Annotated in this window: 15 protein-coding genes; 9 read left to right on the forward strand and 6 right to left on the reverse strand. The window is 73.6% G+C overall.

What is annotated here, in order from left to right; genetic code table 11:
• Positions 1-186: 186 nt before the first annotated feature.
• The 5 genes from AC6JBM_RS29620 to AC6JBM_RS29640 are packed head-to-tail and all read left to right on the forward strand — an operon-like array spanning position 187 to position 5,512.
• Positions 187-1,725 (forward strand): long-chain-fatty-acid--CoA ligase, encoded by a 1,539-nt coding sequence (locus tag AC6JBM_RS29620; protein WP_497977326.1) that lies wholly within the window; start codon positions 187-189, stop codon positions 1,723-1,725.
• Positions 1,726-2,226 (forward strand): nuclear transport factor 2 family protein, encoded by a 501-nt coding sequence (locus tag AC6JBM_RS29625; RefSeq protein WP_497977327.1) that lies wholly within the window; start codon positions 1,726-1,728, stop codon positions 2,224-2,226.
• Positions 2,223-2,957 carry an SDR family oxidoreductase gene (locus AC6JBM_RS29630; RefSeq protein ID WP_497977328.1) on the forward strand — a complete coding sequence of 245 codons (735 nt, stop codon included), beginning with the start codon at positions 2,223-2,225 and terminating at the stop codon, positions 2,955-2,957. Before AC6JBM_RS29625 ends, AC6JBM_RS29630 begins: the two co-directional genes overlap by 4 nt.
• Entirely contained in the window at positions 2,958-3,989 is a 1,032-nt protein-coding gene (locus AC6JBM_RS29635; RefSeq protein WP_497977329.1) for an NAD(P)H-dependent amine dehydrogenase family protein, read from the forward strand.
• A 35-nt stretch (positions 3,990-4,024) separates the two neighbouring features.
• Positions 4,025-5,512, forward strand: coding sequence for a long-chain-fatty-acid--CoA ligase (locus AC6JBM_RS29640; protein WP_497977330.1), 1,488 nt, complete (start codon positions 4,025-4,027; stop codon positions 5,510-5,512).
• A gap of 6 nt (positions 5,513-5,518) precedes the next feature.
• Here the strand turns inward: AC6JBM_RS29640 and AC6JBM_RS29645 are convergent, their stop codons facing one another.
• The 5 genes from AC6JBM_RS29645 to AC6JBM_RS29665 are packed head-to-tail and all read right to left on the reverse strand — an operon-like array spanning position 5,519 to position 11,226.
• Complete coding sequence (locus AC6JBM_RS29645; protein WP_497977331.1) at positions 5,519-6,214, reverse strand: VOC family protein; 696 nt, start codon at positions 6,212-6,214, stop codon at positions 5,519-5,521.
• Positions 6,207-7,481 (reverse strand): class I adenylate-forming enzyme family protein, encoded by a 1,275-nt coding sequence (locus tag AC6JBM_RS29650; protein ID WP_497977332.1) that lies wholly within the window; start codon positions 7,479-7,481, stop codon positions 6,207-6,209. Before AC6JBM_RS29650 ends, AC6JBM_RS29645 begins: the two co-directional genes overlap by 8 nt.
• Entirely contained in the window at positions 7,478-8,434 is a 957-nt protein-coding gene (locus AC6JBM_RS29655) for a winged helix-turn-helix transcriptional regulator (protein WP_497977333.1), read from the reverse strand. The genes AC6JBM_RS29650 and AC6JBM_RS29655 overlap by 4 nt, the downstream gene beginning before the upstream one ends.
• The gene (locus tag AC6JBM_RS29660) at positions 8,431-9,954 is read right to left on the reverse strand and encodes a carotenoid oxygenase family protein (protein ID WP_497977334.1); all 1,524 of its coding nucleotides are present in this window, start codon (positions 9,952-9,954) and stop codon (positions 8,431-8,433) included. The genes AC6JBM_RS29655 and AC6JBM_RS29660 overlap by 4 nt, the downstream gene beginning before the upstream one ends.
• 24 nt (positions 9,955-9,978) lie before the next feature.
• On the reverse strand, positions 9,979-11,226 hold the full coding sequence (locus AC6JBM_RS29665) for an acetyl-CoA acetyltransferase (RefSeq protein ID WP_497977335.1): 1,248 nt from the start codon (positions 11,224-11,226) through the stop codon (positions 9,979-9,981).
• Between the two features lie 118 nt (positions 11,227-11,344).
• Between AC6JBM_RS29665 and AC6JBM_RS29670 the strand changes: the two genes are divergently transcribed.
• From AC6JBM_RS29670 to AC6JBM_RS29685, 4 genes are all read left to right on the forward strand, one after another.
• The gene (locus AC6JBM_RS29670) at positions 11,345-12,544 is read left to right on the forward strand and encodes an acetyl-CoA C-acyltransferase (protein ID WP_497977336.1); all 1,200 of its coding nucleotides are present in this window, start codon (positions 11,345-11,347) and stop codon (positions 12,542-12,544) included.
• Positions 12,545-12,712: 168 nt separating this feature from the next.
• Positions 12,713-13,585, forward strand: a complete 873-nt coding sequence (locus tag AC6JBM_RS29675) for an SDR family NAD(P)-dependent oxidoreductase (protein ID WP_497977337.1) — start codon at positions 12,713-12,715, stop codon at positions 13,583-13,585.
• A complete protein-coding gene (locus AC6JBM_RS29680; RefSeq protein ID WP_497977338.1) occupies positions 13,582-14,379 on the forward strand; it encodes a DUF1295 domain-containing protein in 798 nt (265 codons plus the stop codon). Before AC6JBM_RS29675 ends, AC6JBM_RS29680 begins: the two co-directional genes overlap by 4 nt.
• Positions 14,372-15,220 carry an acyl-CoA thioesterase gene (locus tag AC6JBM_RS29685; protein WP_497977339.1) on the forward strand — a complete coding sequence of 283 codons (849 nt, stop codon included), beginning with the start codon at positions 14,372-14,374 and terminating at the stop codon, positions 15,218-15,220. The genes AC6JBM_RS29680 and AC6JBM_RS29685 overlap by 8 nt, the downstream gene beginning before the upstream one ends.
• Position 15,221: 1 nt before the next feature.
• Here the strand turns inward: AC6JBM_RS29685 and cysS are convergent, their stop codons facing one another.
• The gene (gene cysS, locus AC6JBM_RS29690; protein ID WP_497977340.1) at positions 15,222-16,685 is read right to left on the reverse strand and encodes a cysteine--tRNA ligase; all 1,464 of its coding nucleotides are present in this window, start codon (positions 16,683-16,685) and stop codon (positions 15,222-15,224) included.
• Positions 16,686-16,824: the final 139 nt, after the last annotated feature.

Below are 16,824 nucleotides of genomic sequence, written 5' to 3' on the forward strand. Positions count from 1 at the left end.
CAGTCGGAGTGACCCGTCAATGGGCTGCCGTGATCGCTCCGCGTCGTTGCAGGTCACGATGCTCACCTCGGCGCGGGGCAACCATCCAGAAACGGTTCAGAAATATTTCGACCACCGGCCCCCTGTGCAAGTCACTCTCCTAGTTGTAGCGTGTGGACACTGTACGGGTTCGTTTGGAGGTCAACGATGTTCTCCATCGCCGAGGTCGTGCGCGACGCCGCGAGGCAGCACCCCGACGCCCCGGCCGTCGCCGGACAGGGCCGTGCCGCCACCTTCGCCGAGATCGACCGCCGCTCCAGCCGGGTCGCCGCCGGGCTCGTCGCCGCCGGCGTGCGCCGCGGCGACCGGGTCGCCTACGCGGGCCTCAACCGGACCGACGTGCTGGACATCGTCGCCGGGATCTCCAAGGCGGGCGCCGTGCCCGTCCCGCTGAACTTCCGCCTCGCCGGCCCCGAGCTCACCGCGGTGCTGGCCGACTCCGGCGCGGTGCTGCTGTTCGCCGAGCCCGCCCAGGCCGAACTCGTCCGCGACGCCGGCATCCGGACCCTGGTGCTCGACGGCGACGATCCCGACGGCGACTACGAGGCCTGGCTGGACGCGCAGCCGGAGCAGGACCCGGGCGTCGTCACCGACCCGGACGACCTCGCCGTGCTGCTGTACTCCTCCGGCACGACGGGCCTGCCCAAGGGCGTCATGATCCGCAACCGCAACCTGCACTCGATGCTGGACGTGGCCCGGCGCCGGTGGCAGCTCGACCCGGGCGACGCCTCGCTGAACGTCTCGCCCTACTTCCACGTCCTCGGCTTCGCGTGGGCCGTGCACAGCCTGCGCCAGGGCGCGGTCCTGGCCCAGGTGCGCGACGCCGCCCCGCAGGCCCTGCTCGGCATGATCGCCGGTGAGCGGGTACGGGTGGCGGTGCTCGTGCCCGTGCTCATCGACGTGGTGCTGCGCAGCCCCGGGCTCGACGAGGCCGACCTGAGCAGCCTGCGCCTGATCCTGTACGGCTCCGCCCCCATCTCCGCCCAGGTGCTCGTCGAGGCCACCAAGCGCCTCGGCGCCGCCATGGAGCAGTCCTACGGCCTCACCGAGGTCTCCGGCGGCGCCACGTTCCTGAGCCCCGAGGACCACGAGCGGGCCCGCGACGAGCCCGGCCTGCTGCGCTCCTGCGGCCGGCCCGACCCGAGCAGCGAGCTGCGCGTGGTGGCCCCCGGCACGCTCGAGGACGTGCCCGCTGGCGAGCCCGGCGAGGTGCTCATCCGCTCGGCGCAGGTGATGGCCGGCTACTGGCAGCGGCCCGACGAGACGGCCTACACGCTGCCCGGCGACGGCTGGATGCGCACCGGCGACGTGGGCCGGCTCGACGCCGAGGGGTACCTCTACCTGGTCGACCGGGCCAAGGACATGATCGTGTCCGGCGGCGAGAACGTGTACCCGGCGGAGGTCGAGCGCGCGCTGCAGGCCCACGACGAGGTCGCCGAGGTCGCGGTCGTCAGCGCGCCGTCGGCCCGGTGGGGCGAGTCCCCGGTCGCCGTCGTCGTGCGCGAGCCCGGCAGCGAGCTCACCGAGGCGGCGCTCATCGGCTGGGTCCGCGAGCGACTCGCCCACTACAAGTGCCCGGTCGCGGTCCGCTTCGTGGACGCGCTGCCGCGCAACGCATCCGGAAAGGTCCTGCGGCGCGTGCTGCGCGAGCCGCTGTGGGAAGGCCACGAACGAAGGGTCGGCTGAGTGTCGCTTCAAGACTTGCTGGACAAGCAGGAGATCACCGAGATCCTGACGCGCTACATGCGGGCCGTCGACCGCGGCGACCTCGACGCCCTGCGCGCCTGCTATCTCCCGGGCGCCGTGGAGGAGCACGGCGGGGTCTACACCGGGCCCGCGGACGCGTACGCCGACAGCATCGAGCGCACGCTGACGCACCCGAAGTCCATCACCACCCACGTGATCTCCAACGTGCTCATCGAGCTCGACGGCGACCGGGCCGAGGTCGAGTGCTACGTGACCGCGTTCGCCCGGGTGAAGCCCGGCGACACGCTCACCGTGGCCCGGATGCTCGACGTGTTCGAGCGGGTCGGCGGCCGCTGGGGCATCCGGCACCGGCGGCTGGTGTGGGAGTGGAACCACGACATGGACCGCACGGAAGGCTGGATCTTCGGCATGCTCGTCCCCGACCCCGCGGTGCTGCACCGCGGCGCGAAGTTCCCGAACGACCCGGTGTACGCGTCATGAGCGAGGTCGTCGCGCTCGTGACGGGCGCCAACCGCGGCATCGGCCTGGCGTTCGTCGAGGAGCTGCTGGAGCAGGGCGCCCGCGTCTACGCCGGCAGCCGCGACCCGGACGCGGTCACGACCCCCGGCGCCGTCCCGGTCGAGCTGGACATCACGGACCCGGCGCAGGTCGCCGCGGCCGCGGCCCGCTGCGCCGACGTGAACCTGCTGGTCAACAACGCCGGGCTGTTCACCAACCAGCGGCTGGTGCTGACCGCCGACCCCGACGCCGCCCGCCGCGAGATGGAGATCAACTACTTCGGCACCCTCGCCATGACGCGCGCGTTCGCGCCGGTGCTCGGGGCCAACGGCGGCGGCCAGATCATCAACGTGCTCTCCGTGGCCGCGATCGTGCCGACGGCGTTCATGGGCGGGTACTCCCCCGCCAAGGCCGCCGCCCTGTTCCTCTCCGGCATCACGCGCGCCGAGCTGGAGCCCCAGGGCACGAAGGTCACCGCGCTCATCGTCGGCTCGGTCGCCACCCGCATGTCGGATCACGTCGACGGCCACAAGGAGGACCCGCGCGACATCGCCAAGGCCGGCCTCAAGGCGGCGGCGAAGGGCGAGCTGACCGCCGACACGGACTGGATGGCCGTCGACGCCCGGGCCCGGCTGGCCCGCGACCCGGTCCGCTACGAGCGCGGCCTGGGACGCCTGATCCACAAGGCGGTCCTGCGGACCGGGCGCGACTAGATGGCCACCCGCGTCGTCCAGTGGGCCACCGGCGCCATCGGCAAGACCACCCTGCGGGCGATCCTGGACTCGCCGGACCTCGAGCTCGCCGGGCTGTACGTGTACGGCGAGCGCAAGGCCGGCCGCGACGCCGGCGACATCGCCCGCCGGCCGGCCACCGGCGTCGTCGCGACCCGCGACATCGAGCGGATCCTGGCGCTCGACGCCGACGTCGTCATCCACGCGCCGCGCCTGCGCCTCGACTACGGCGAGCACGACGAGGACATCTGCCGCCTGCTGCGCTCGGGCAAGAACGTCATCACCACCGCGGGGCACCACTACCCCGAGCCCGGGCGCCGGGCGAGGTTCGAGCGGGCGTGCGCGGAGGGCGGCACCACGCTCTTCGGCGTCGGCATCAGCCCCGGGGTCGTCGGCGAGCGGCTCGCGCTGGCGCTGAGCGGGGTCGCGGTGCGCCTCGACCGGATCGAGATCGACGAGGTGCTCGACGCGAGCGCCATGCCCGACCCGGACTTCGTCTTCAACGTCATGGGCATGGGCGCCGACCCCGCGTCCGTCGACCTCGCCGGCGGCACCCTGCCGGTGCTGTTCGGCGAGCTGTACGCCGAGACCCTGCGCTTCATGGGCGACGCGATGGGGGTGCGGTACGACCGGATCGAACCCGACCACCACCTCGAGACGGCCGCCGAGGATCTGACGGTCGCGGCCGGCGTCATCCGCGAGGGCACGGTGGTGGCGACCGAGTGGCGCTGGCACGGCATCGTGGCCGGCGAGCGGTTCGTGACGCTCGCGATCATCTGGACCATGGACCCGGCCCGGCCCCGCTACGCCGGGCGCGACCACTGGACGATCCACCTCTACGGCAAGCCCGAGGTCGTCATGACGCTGAACCTCGTCGAGCCGGACGAGCCGGGCGTGCGCACGACCGCGGCCCAGTACGTGACGGCGGGCCCGGTCATCCGCGCCATCCCGCTCGTGCTGGCCGCCCCGCCCGGCATCCTGGACTTCTCGGTCTTCGGGGCCTGGTCGCGGTGAGGGCGATCTTCGCGCGCCACGCCGACGGGTCCAGAGTGGACAGTGTCGCCGACATCATCCGCCGCCGGGCGGCCGCGACCCCGGATCTGACCGCCGTCATCGAGCCGCATCGCACCACGACGTTCGGCGCCCTGGACGAGCGCTCGAACCGGGTGGCGCAGGCCCTGATCGCGGCCGGGGTCGGACCGGGCGACCGGGTGGCCTACATCGGCGCGAACGCCCCGGAGTTCCTGGAGGTGCTCTACGGCGCGACGAAGGCCGGCGCGATCGCCACGGCCGTCAACAACCGCCTGGCCCCGCCGGAGATCGCGGCGATCCTGGCCGACGCCTCCCCGGCCGTGCTGATCACCGACTCCGACGTGGCGGCGGAGGTGCGGACGGTCCGCACGGGCGAGCGGTACGAGGCGTGGCTGTCCACAGTGGATGCCGTCGACCCGGGCGTCCCCGTGGGCCCGGACGACACCGCGGTCATCTTCTACACCTCGGGCACGACGGGCCGGCCGAAGGGCATCATGCTCAGCGGCGACAACCTGGGCCAGGCGCTGGCCACCATGCACTACGACATGGAGCTGACGACCACCTCGGTGGCGATGGCCCCCATCCCCTACTTCCACATCTCCGGCCTGGGCCTGGCCCTCGTGGCCAACCTGAACGGCGCCGCCCTGCTGCTGGAGACCGCCGCCGGCCCGGACGCGCTGATCACCCTGCTCTGCGAGCGCCGGGTGTCCCACGCGGCCGTGGTCCCGACGATCCTGCAGACCCTGCTGCACCTCCCCCGCACCCACTCGGCGGACTGGTCGGCCCTGCGCTACCTGGTCTACGGCGCGATGCCGATCCCGCTGCCGGTGATCCGTTCGGCGACGGAGGTCTTCGGCTGCAAGTTCCTGCAGTCGTACGGCCTGACGGAGTCGACGGGCGGCGTCACCGTGCTCTGGCCCGAGGACCACCTGCCGGACGAGCCCGCGAAGGAGCCCCGCCTGCGCTCGGTAGGCCGCCCGATGCCGGGGGTCGAGGTGCGCGTCGTGGACCCGGTGACGCTGGCGGACCTGCCCGCCGGGGAGCGCGGCGAGGTCCTGATCGGCGGCGGGCACGTGATGCGCGGCTACTGGCGCAACCCCGCGGCGACGGCCGAGACGATCGTGGACGGCTGGGTGCGCACCGGCGACGGCGGCTCCTTCGACGCCGACGGCTACCTGTACCTCCACGACCGCATCAAGGACATGATCGTCTCCGGGGGCGAGAACGTGTACCCGGCCGAGGTCGAGAGCGTCCTGACCGGCCACCCCGATCTGGCCGAGGTGGCCGTGGTGGGCGTCCCCTCCGGCCGCTGGGGCGAGTCCCCGGTGGCCGTGGTCGTCGCGCGCACCGGCCGGACCCCCGACGGAGCCGAGGTGATCGCCTGGTGCCGCGAGCGCCTGGCCCACTTCAAGTGCCCGGTCGCCGTCCACGTGGTCGACGCCCTGCCGCGCAACGCCTCGGGCAAGCTGCTCAAGCACGCCCTGCGCGCGACCTACGCCGCCTGATCCGCGTCAGCGGTACCGGAAGCGGACGCCGAGCAGGCTCTCGTCGCGCAGGGCGGTGCCGCGCTCGGAGCGCAGCAGCGTCACCGTCCACCGCGGGAACTCCGCAGCCGGGCTGAAGCGGACCGTCCGGCCACCCAGGTCGATGGTGTCCGCACCGGCAGCGTCGTAGCCCAGGATCTGCGACCACTGCTGCACGGTGGCCTCGGGGTCCCGCACCGGCACGTCGACGGCCACCACGTCGTCGATCAGGGCGTGCGGCGAGGGGTCCACGCCCATCCCGTCCCAGAACCACGCGTCGCGGTCCTCGATGCCGTCGAGCTCCAGCAGCAGCCCAACGTCGGCCGGGTGGAGCTGCACGATCGGGTGGCCCATCACGAGCTGGTCGGCGACCACCCGCACGCCCAGGGACAGGGCGCGGTCGCGGGCCGCCAGGGGGTCGCCGTGCTGGACCGACAGGGCGTAGCCGCCGGGGCCGCGCCTGGCCAGCCAGCGCGCGATCGACACGTCCGGGGTCAGCGGGCCGACCAGCTCCAGGTAGGCGCCGCCGGCCAGGGCCATCGTGTCGTCGGACATGCCGATCGCGGCCAGTTCCGGGTCGGCGAAGCCCGCCCCCAGGCCGTAGTGCTCGCGCAGGAGGCGGGCGTCGGCGGTGATGTCGTTCGTGGCCAGGACGACCTGGCGCAGCAGTGCCCAGTCAGTCATTGCGGTGTTCCTCGCGGAGTAGGCGTTTGAGGACTTTGCCGGAGGCGTTGCGGGGCAGGGCATCCACGACGTGGACGGCCACCGGGCACTTGAAGTGGGCCAGGCGCTCGCGGGACCACGGGATCAGGTCGTCCACCGGGCCCGTCGCGACCACCACGGCGATCGGGGACTCGCCCCAGCGCGCGGAGGGGACGCCGATCACCGCCACGTCGAGCACCTGCGGGTGCCCGGCCAGGACGCGCTCGACCTCGGCCGGGTACACGTTCTCGCCGCCCGAGACGATCATGTCCTTGATGCGGTCGCGCAGGTACAGGTAGCCGTCGGCGTCGAACGCGCCGCCGTCGCCGGTGTGCAGCCATCCGTCCGCGACGGACTCGCCGCGCCAGTAGCCGCGCGTCACCGAGGGGCCGCGGACCAGCACCTCGCCGTCGCAGACGCGCACCTCCAGGCCCGGCAGGGGGCGGCCGACCGACGTCAGGCGGCCGTTCGCGTGGTGCTCCTCGGGCTCGAGCACCGTGGCGACGCCCGTCGTCTCGGTCAGGCCGTACGACTGGTGGAAATGCGCGCCGAGGACCTCGGTGGCCCGCCCGACGAGCGTGGGGGTGATCGGGGCGCCGCCGTAGACGATGTGGCGCAGGGCGGAGAAGTCGGCCGGGGCGTCGGTGAGCGCCTGGATGAGCGTCGGGACCATCGCCGCGTGGGTGGCCCGGTATCCGACCAGCTGGCGAGACATGCTCGCCGGGGTGGGCTCGGCGTTCTGCACGATGGTGCCGCCGGCGGCCAGGGTGATCAGGGACCAGCCGGTGCCGGCGATGTGGTGGTACGGGGTCGGGACCAGGCTCACCGCGTGCTCGTCGACCTCGAACAGGGCGCCGAACGCGCCGACCGTCCAGGCCAGCTGGGCGTCGTCGACGATGACGCCCTTGGGGCGGCCGGTCGTGCCCGAGGAGTACATGATCATGACGGGGGCGTCGTCGAAGACCTCGCCGATGCCCGCGTCCGCGGCGATCCAGCCGGCCTCGCCCTCGCTCAGGCGGAAGTTGATCGGCACGAGGGTCGCGCCGGCCCGCAGGCAGGCGAGCAGGAGCGCCCAGAAGTCCGTGCGGTTGCGGTCCCGGTAGGCGACGCGCTCACCCTTGCGGACCGCGAACGCCTCGGACCGCCGCCACAGCTCGGCGTAGGTGACGGTGACATCGTCGCCCGTAATCGCCGTTTTGTCCGGAAATTTGGCGACACTCGCCTCGATGAGCGAGAGCACGGCGCTCATGACGTGCGTTCGATGGAGACGTCGCTGCCCCCGCGCAGGGGCTCGCGGCACTGGTCGCACGCCAGCCGCGGGGTGAAGATGCGCCGGCACTCGGTGTGCCGGTAGACCAGCGCCCGCCCCTCGGGGGCCTTGAACCAGCGGTGCCCCCAGTCCAGCGTGCACATGACGACCGGGAAGAAGGCGCGGCCCTTGGCGGTGAGGTGGTAGCTGAGCCAGTCGGCGCGCTCGGTGCCGGGGGCCGGGTCGAGCACGCCGAGGTCGCAGAACGTGCGCAGCCGGTCGGCGACCATCGTCGGCGGGGCGCCGAGGCGCTGCTCGAAGTCCTTGAACCGGTGCGCGCCCAGGAACGCGGCGCCGAGCAGGGCCGAGGACCAGCGGTTGCCGATGAGGGCCATGGTCTGCGGGAACAGGCCGGGGCTGGCGCCGCCGCCGGCGAAGGAGCGGCGGCGGGTCGTGGCCGCGGGCACGCTGCGCTCCCAGGTGCCGCTCGGGCCGAAGCCGCCGGTGACGTCGCGGGGCTCGACCGGCTTGCCGCAGGCGGCGCACATGAGCAACGGCTGGAACGGCTGCCCGCACCGGCTGTGGCGCATGACCGGGAGCAGCTCCTCGTGCTGCGGCACCCAGCGGGCCTCCCAGGCCCAGATGGCCAGCAGGATCGGCCAGGTGTCGCGGCCGCGCTTGGTCAGCCGGTACTCGAACCGGGGCGGCCGCTGCTGGTAGGCGACCTTCTCCAGGATGCCGACCTCGGCCAGCCGGGAGAGCCGGTTGGTCAGCACCGAGTTGGAGATCGGGAGCCGGTCCAGATAGTCGCTGTACCGCCGCACGCCCGCGGTCGCGTAGCGCAGGATGAGCAGCGTCCACTCGTCGCCGATGAGCCCGAGCGCGTGCGCGACCGCGTTCTGCCCGCCCGCCTCCAGCTGGGTGGGCGCGTCCCCGGGATGTTCGACGGTCACGCAGGGCCCATCCGCAGCGCGGCGGCCATCGTGTCGGCGGTGCCCCAGCCGGGGATCGAGGAGCCGGCCGCCCAGGTGGCATGGGTGCCGCTGGAGACGCGCTCGGGCAGGGCGACGCGCGCGACCGGGCCGTCGGCGACCCGGCGCGCGTCGAACACCAGGCACTCGGAGGCGTCGCGGTTCATGTCGGTGACGATCGTGATCAGGTAGCCGTCGTCCTCGCCGGTGGAGCCCACCCGGGGCGCCATCGCGGTCTCGCTGCCGAAGACGCCCTCGCCGAACTTGTAGGCCTCGTCGTGCCCGGAGACCAGGTCGTGCTTGACGACGCCGTCGAAGAGGAACCAGCCCTCGACGCCGGTGGCGGCGTACGCGTACCGGTTGCGCCGGCCCCCGTGCCGCCCGTTGATCATGCCGAACTCGGTGACCGTGTCGCGCAGCCGCTCCTCGCGCACCTGGCCGGTGGCCAGGTTGAGCCGCCACCGGTGCAGGTGCGACTGCATCCGGTCGAGCGCGAGGAAGCGGAACATGCGCTGATAGTAGGAGCCGTCGCCGCGGTCCTGCGGCTCCGGGTCGTCCTGGAAGAAGCCGTCGAGGACGATCTCGTCGCCCTCCTCGTAGGCGTTGACCCAGTGCAGCACGTAGGTCGGGTCCGCCTCGAACCAGCGGACCTCCTGCGAGCCGCCCCGGCGCGGCACGACCCCGATCCGCAGCGGCATCTCGGGGTGGAAGCGGGCGGCGTGGACGCCCTGGCGCAGCAGCTCCGGCTCCCAGAACAGCGGGCAGTCGTTGAGGATCGCGTAGTGCTCGGTGTAGGCCATGTCGTGCGGCAGGCGCGGGCCGGGCAGCGGCACGTCGATGTAGTGCACGAGGTGGTCGGCCGCGTCGACGACGCCGTAGTGCAGATACGGCGCCTCCTTGCCGTAGTTGAAGAACAGCAGCTCGCCGGTGTGCTCGTCGCTCTTGGGATGGGCCGAGACGCCCCACTGCGACGGGAACTTCCCGCCCCACGTGGACTTGCCGAGCGTGTCGAGGGTGAGCGGGTCGAGGCGGTACAGGTCGCCGCACTGGTAGAAGCTCGACAGGGCCACCCCGGCGTGCACGACGATGTCGGTGCTGGAGGAGTCCTTGAGCCCGCCGCGGGCGCCCCAGCCCTCGCGCAGGCTCTTCGCCGGGGGCTCGGCGAGGCCGGCCCACAGCGGCTCCTTCGTCTCCTGCTCGGCGAGGAAGCCGTCGGTGCGCACGAAGCGGTTGCGGTAGAACGCCTTGCCGTCGCGGAAGCCGACCACGTGGATCATGCCGTCGCCGTCGAACGGGTGGTACTTGCCCGCGATCGCGGGGTGCACCGGGTTCTCGGTGTTGCGCAGGTAGACGCCGTCGAGGTCGGCCGGGATCTCCCCGGTCACGGTGAGGTCGCCGGCGCGCCACTCGCTGGTCTGCGGCCGCCACGGTCCGGTGCGGTAGGGGTGGTCGTCGTCCTCCGGCAGCGTGGACAGGGCGTGACCGACGAGCTCGACGTCCATGACAGGGCTCCTCCTTCGCAGAGGCTATTCGGCGGTGCCGGACGCGCCGACCACGAGGCTGACCGTCGTCGTGGTGCTGCCGCCGATGTTGAGGGTGGCGAAGGTGCGCGCGCCGGGCACCTGGTAGGCGCCGGCCTGGCCGGTCACCTGCCGGTAGGCGTCGGCGAGCATGCGCACGCCGGTGGCCCCGACCGGGTGGCCGCCACCGATGAGGCCGCCGCCGGGGTTCATCGGGATCCGGCCGCCGATGGCGAGGTCGCCGGACTCGACCGCCTTCCAGCTCTCGCCGGGCGCGGTGATGCCGAAGTGGTCGATCGCCGCGTACTGCGACATCGTGAAGCAGTCGTGGGTCTCGATCCCGTCGAGGTCCTCGACGCCGCCGATACCGGCCCGCCCGAACGCGTCGAGCACCGCGCGGCGCACGTGGGGCAGCACGTACGGCTGGTCGGCACTGCGCCGCAGCTTCTGCTCCAGCGGCAGCCCGACGGTCGCGTGCCCCCAGCCGAGGATCCGGGCGAGCGGCCGGCGGGCGAGGTCCGGGTGGGCCGCGAGGTAGCGGTCGGAGACGAGCACCACGCCCGCGGCGCCGTCGGTGACCTGGCTGCAGTCGTTGCGCCGCAGCCGCCCCTCGACCGGCGGGTTGGCCGTCTCGTCGTCGGTGAAGCTCGCGTCGGTGAAGGTCCAGCCGCGGGTCTGCGCGTTGGGGTTGGCCCGGGCGTTGTCGAAGGCGAGCCGGCCGATCGCGCGCAGGTGGGCGTCGTCGAGGCCGAAGCGCTTGTCGTACTCGTCGGCGAGGGCGCTGAACATGTACGGCCACATGAACGTGGCCTGCTGCCCCTCGTGGCCGACCCAGGCGGCGGCGCCGAGGTTGCGGGCGGCCTGGTCGCCGGGGACGGTGCGCTCGAGCTCGGCGCCGAGCACCAGGGCGACGTCGTAGCGGCCGGACTCGAGATCGGCCATCGCGGCGAGCACCGCGATGCCGCCGGAGGCGCACGCGGCCTCGTGCCGGGCGGCGGGGATGCCCCAGAGCCGCTCGTCGACGGTGGCGGGCATGCCGCCGAGCTGCCCCTGGCCGGTGAAGAGCTGACCGAAGGCGTTGCCGACGTGGATCACCCCGATGTCGGCCGGGTCGATGCCGGACGCGTCGATCGTCCCGGTCGTCACCTCCGCGAAGAGCTCCGCGAAGCCGTGCCCGGCCCGGGCCCAGTTGCGGGCGAAGTCGGTCTGGAAGCCACCTGCGACCCACGTGTCCGGCCGTGCCGTCAAGGCCATGAGACACCTCCCATTCGAGCTTCCTTACTATAACAAGCAGAGTCGCTCGTCAACGTCCAGCCGTCCTGACCTGAGTGATCTATTGCCAAGGACCCGCTTTGAGACTACACCTAACAGAGTGACCTCACGCGACGTGTACGTCTTGGAGTACCTGCGGACGGCGCGCGGCAAGGGCTCGGCCAAGGGCTCCCTGCACCACCTGAGCCCGACCGAGCTCGTCGTGCGCCTCCAGCACGCGCTCGTCGAGCGCACCGGGCTCGACCCGGCCCGCATCGACGACGTGACCCTCGGCCTCGCGAGCCAGAACGGCGAGCAGGGCGCGAACCTTCCCCGCACCGCGGCGCTGCTGGCGGGCTGGGGCGACCACGTGCCCGGGGTCAGCCTGAACCGGTTCTGCGCCTCCGGCATCGACGCCGTCGCGCAGACCGCCGCCCGGGTCCGCGCCGACGACCTCGACCTCGCCGTCGCCGGCGGGGTGGAGAGCGTCTCGCGGGTGCCGATGTTCTCCGACGATGGCCCGCTGTGGAGCGATCCCGACACCATCCGCCGGGTCGGGTCGGTGCACATGGGCATCGCCGCCGACCTCAACGCGACGCTGGACGGCTGGCGGCGCGAGGAGCTCGACGCCTACGGCCTGGAGACCCAGACGAAGGCCGCGGCCGCCTGGGACGCCGGGTTCTACGAACGGGCCGTCGTCCCCGTCGACGGCTTCGCCCGCGACGAGCTCGTCCGGCCCGCCACCACGCTCGAGGGCCTGGCCGCGCTGCCGCCCGCCTTCGCCGAGCTGGGCGCGTCCGGCCAGGACGCCATCGCGCTCGCCGCGCACCCCGAGGCCGGGGCGATCGAGCACCGGCACACCGTCGGCACCTCCCCCGCCATCGCCGACGCCGCCGCCCTGGTGCTGCTCGGCACCGGCGCGGCCGCGGCGGCGAACGGGCTGCGGCCGCGGGCGCGCGTGGTCGCGGCGGCGACGTGCAGTACCGATCCCGTCATCATGCTCACCGCCGGGCAGCAGGCCGTCGAGAAGGTCATCGCCCGGGCCGGGCTCACGCCGGGCGACATCGACGTGTTCGAGTTCGCCGAGGCGTTCTCGGCGCTGTGCCTGAAGTTCCGCCGGGACCTCGGCGCCGGGCCGGAGCGCATGAACCCCAACGGCGGCACGATCGCGATGGGGCACGCGTTCGGCGCGACCGGCGCGATCCTGCTCGGCCAGTGCGTCGAGGAGCTGCACGCCCGGGGCGGGCGCTACGGCGTCGCCGCGGTCTCCGGGGCCGCGGGCCTCGGGGTCGCCGTGCTCGTCGAGCGGGTGGACGCATGAGCGGTCCGGAGCGAAGCGGAGGGGCCGCTCATCATGAACACAGCTTCCTCATGCCGGCGCCGGAGCTTGCGGAGGCGACGGCATGAGCGGTCCGGAGCGAAGCGGAGGGGCCGCTCATCATGAACACAGCTTCCTCATGCCGGCGCCGGAGCCTGCGGAGGCGACGGCATGAGCCTCCTTCACGGCCGGGCCGGCATCGTGACCGGCGGCGGCAAGGGCCTCGGCCGTGCCTTCGCCCTGCACCTGGCCTCGCTCGGGGCCGCGGTCGTGGTCAACAACCGCAACCGCGAGGTCGACTCGGCCGGCTCGGTGGTCGCCGAGATCACCGCGGCCGGCGGGCGCGCCGTCGCCGACTACAGCGACGTCGCCGGCCCGCACGCCGGGGAGGACCTCGTCGCGCTGGCCCTGTCCGCCTTCGGCCGGCTCGACTTCTGCGTCACGAGCGCCGCGGTGAGCACGCCGGCGATGTTCCACAAGACGTCGGTCGAGGCCTTCGCCGCCGTGCAGACCGTCAACGTGCTCGGCACCGCGGGCGTCGCCGCCGCGGCCGCCCGGCACCTGCGCGGCGCGGGCGGCGGGCGGATCGTGCTCGTGGCCAGCACCGCGGGGCTGCACGGGGAGCCGACGGTCTCGGCGTACGCGGCCAGCAAGGGCGCGGTCATCGCGCTCGGGCGGACCATCGCCGCCGAGGGGGCGTCGCGCGGGGTGTTCACCAACGTGCTGCTGCCCTACGCGACGACCCAGATGACCGACGCCGGGATGGCCGAGCAGTTCCGCGACGCGATGACGGCGGCCTCGGTCGCGCCGGTGGTCGCCGCGCTCGTCGACCCGGCGGGGACCCTCAACGGCGAGGTGATCGTGGCCGCGAACGGCTCGCTGCGCGCGACGAGCGCCGTGGAGTGGGGCACCGTGCGCGTGCCGTCCACGCTGGACGCCGCGGGGCTGGCCGGGCTGCTCGGCTCCAGCCGGGCCGGGAAGCCGCACGAGTACCGCACCGCCCAGGACGCCTTCGCCGACTTCGCCGAGGAGACGCTGCCGTGAACTTCAGCGCGTTGCTGACCAACCTCGGCGCGACCGTCGTCGCCGTGGCGCTCGTGATGGCCCTGACGATGGCGTACGCGCTGCGGCGCCGGGAGCAGAGCATCGTGGACACGGTGTGGGGGCTCGGCTTCGTCGTGGTGGCCGCCGTCTCCTTCGCGCTCTCCGCCGGGCACGGCGACCCGGTGCAGCGCTGGGTGACCCTCGCGCTCACGGCGGTCTGGGGCGTGCGGCTCGGCGTCTACATCCACGCGCGCAACCGGGGCAAGGGCGAGGACCCGCGGTACGCGGCCCTGCTGCGGCGCAACCAGGGCAAGCTGGTGCCGTACGTCATCCGGACCATCTACTGGCCGCAGGGCGCCATCATGTGGGTGGTCTCCCTGCCGGTCCAGGTGGCCATGTACGTCGCCGAGCCGGTCCCGGCGCTGCTGTGGGCCGGTGTCGTGGTGTGGGCGGTCGGCTTCGCGTTCGAGGCGGTCGGCGACGCGCAGCTGGCCCGGTTCAAGCGCGACCCCGCCAACGCCGGCCGGCTGATGGACCGGGGCCTGTGGGCGTGGACGCGGCACCCGAACTACTTCGGGGACTCCGTGGTGTGGACGGGCCTGTTCCTGCTCGCGTGCTCGCACTGGGCCGGGCTGCTCACCGTGATCGGCCCGGTGCTGATGACCCACATGCTCGTGAACAAGAGCGGCAAGGCGCTGCTGGAGCGGCGGATGAGCCGGTCCCGCGGCCCGGAGTTCGCCGAGTACGCCGCCCGCACCTCCGGCTTCTTCCCGCGCCCGCCCCGCCGTGCATGACGTCGGTGATCTGCTGGACGTGCTGGACCTGCGGCGGATCGGCGCATCCGTGTTCGAGGGGCGCAACGGCGCGCTCGACCTGCCCCGCGTCTTCGGCGGCCAGCTCGCGGCGCAGGCCCTCGTCGCCGCCGCGCGGACCGTCGCGCCGCCGCTGGTGCCGCAGTCGCTGCACGCCACGTTCCTGCGCCCGGGCCGCTGCGGGCTCGCGAACCGGTTCGAGGTCACGCACGTGCGCGACGGCCGCAGCCGCACGACCCGCGCCGTCGACCTGCTCCAGGACGGCAAGGCGGTCCTGCGCCTGACGGCCGCGTTCGGCACCCCGGCCGCCGGGGTCGCCCACCAGACCCCGGCCCCGGAGGCGGGCCGGCCCGGGGACGCGCCGACGCTGGACGAGAGCATCGCCGACGTGGGCGGGCTGACCGGCCTGTGGAGCGGCTTCAGCGCCGTCGAGATCCGCGTGGCCCCCTGCGCCGACGGGGACCCGTCGCGCGGGCTGCTGTGGATGCGCGCCGCCGGCCCGCTGCCCGCCGATCCGCTCGTCCACGCGGCCGTGCTCTGCTACGCGACCGATCTCACGCTGCTGTCGGCGGCGCTGGTACCGCACGGCCTGCGCCTGGGCCGCGAGCGCGACCACGACCACGCCTGGGACACCGTGTCGCTCGACCACGCGCTGTGGTTGCACCACATCCCCCGGGCCGACGAGTGGCTGCTGTTCGACCAGCACTCGCCGGTCGCCTCGCACGGCCGCTCGCTGGCCACGGCGCACGTCTACGACCGGGCCGGCGAGCTGTGCGCCACGGTCACCCAGGAGGGTCTGCTGGTCGCGACGCCCCTGGCGTGAGCTACCGCAGCGGCTCCAGCACCGGGCCCTCGGGCGTGTCGACCACGCGCCAGCCGGCGTCGGCGATCTCGCCGCGGATGCGGTCGGACTCGGGCCAGTCGCGGCGCTGCCGCGCGTCCTCCCGCCGGGCCAGCAGCGCGCGCAGCTCGTCGTCCACCGTGGACACGTCGGCGCGGCCGTCGAGGTCGGCCGGGTTCAGCGCGCCGAGGCTCAGGCCGAGCACCGCGTCGGCCGCGGCCAGCAGCGCCGCGAGGTCGTTGTCGGGCAGGTCGTCGCCGCGCACGACGGTGTTGAGGTCGGCCAGCGCCCGCGGGGTGTTGAGGTCGTCGGAGACCGCCTCGTCGAGCCGGTGCAGGGCCGCCCGCCCGGCGTCCGTGGTCATCGCGGCCCGGGCCGCCGCCAGCGTCGGCGGCTGCGGCAGCGGGCGCAGCGACTGGGCCCGCCCGGCGAGGCGGCGCAGGGTGCTGGAGGCGGCGCGCACGGCCGCGTCCGTCAGCTCCAGCTGGCTGCGGTAGGTGGCGGTGAGCAGGAAGTAGCGGTAGGCCAGCGGATGCAGGCCGTCGTCGACGAGGTCCTGCAGCAGCGGGGCGCCGCCCTCGGACTTGGCGACCTTGCGGTTGCGCAGGAGCACGAACTCGTTGTGCAGCCAGAGCGGCACCCAGGGGCGGTCCTCGCCGAGGTACGCCTCGGACTGCGCGATCTCGTTGACGTGGTGGATCTCGCGGTGGTCGACGCCGCCGGTGTGGATGTCGAAGTGCCGGCCCAGCAGGTCGATGCTCATGACCGAGCACTCGAGGTGCCAGCCGGGCACGCCCGGGCCCCACGGGGAGTCCCAGCGCATGACCCGCCGCTGGCCGGGGGCCTCGGTGCGCCACACGGCGAAGTCGGCCTTGTTGCGCTTGCCGGGCACGGTCTCCAGGCGGGCGCCCTCGCGCTGGCCCTCCATCGAGATCTGGGCGAGGGTGCCGTAGCCGGGCGAGCGGGCGGTGTCGAAGTACAGGCCGCTGTCGATGCGGTACGTGTACCCGCGCTCGTCCAGCGCGCGGGCGAAGTCGAGCATCTGCGGCACGTAGTCGGAGGCCCGCGGCAGGTCCGACGGCGTGCGCACGTTGAGCCGCGCGATGTCGCGCAGGTAGGCCTCGGTGTAGTGGCCGGTGACCTCGCGGACCGACTTGAGCTCGCGGCGCGCGGCGGCCTCGACCTTGTCCTCGCCGAGGTCGCTCTCGCCGACCGTGTGGCCGACGTCGGTGATGTTGACGACCTGGCGCACCCGCAGGCCCTTCCACTCCAGCACGCGGCGCAGGGTGTCGCTGAAGACGTACGGCCGCATGTTGCCCAGGTGCGCGTAGGAGTAGACGGTGGGGCCGCACGTGTAGACGCCGACCTCGCCGGGGACCAGCGGGCGCAGCGGCTCCGCCCGCCGGGTGAGCGAGTTGTACAGCGTGATGGGTGCGCCGTCGGCCATGAGGCGAACGGTACCAACCGCCGGTGCTCGCGGCCCTGTCCCCCGTGCGAGCTACACGGCGGTGCCCACCTCACGGTGACGTCCGCGGCCCCTCGCACGCCATAGCGTCGTCGATGTGAGCGCGGCACGGGCCGCGCAC

The sequence above is a fragment of the Dactylosporangium thailandense genome (assembly GCF_059739745.1).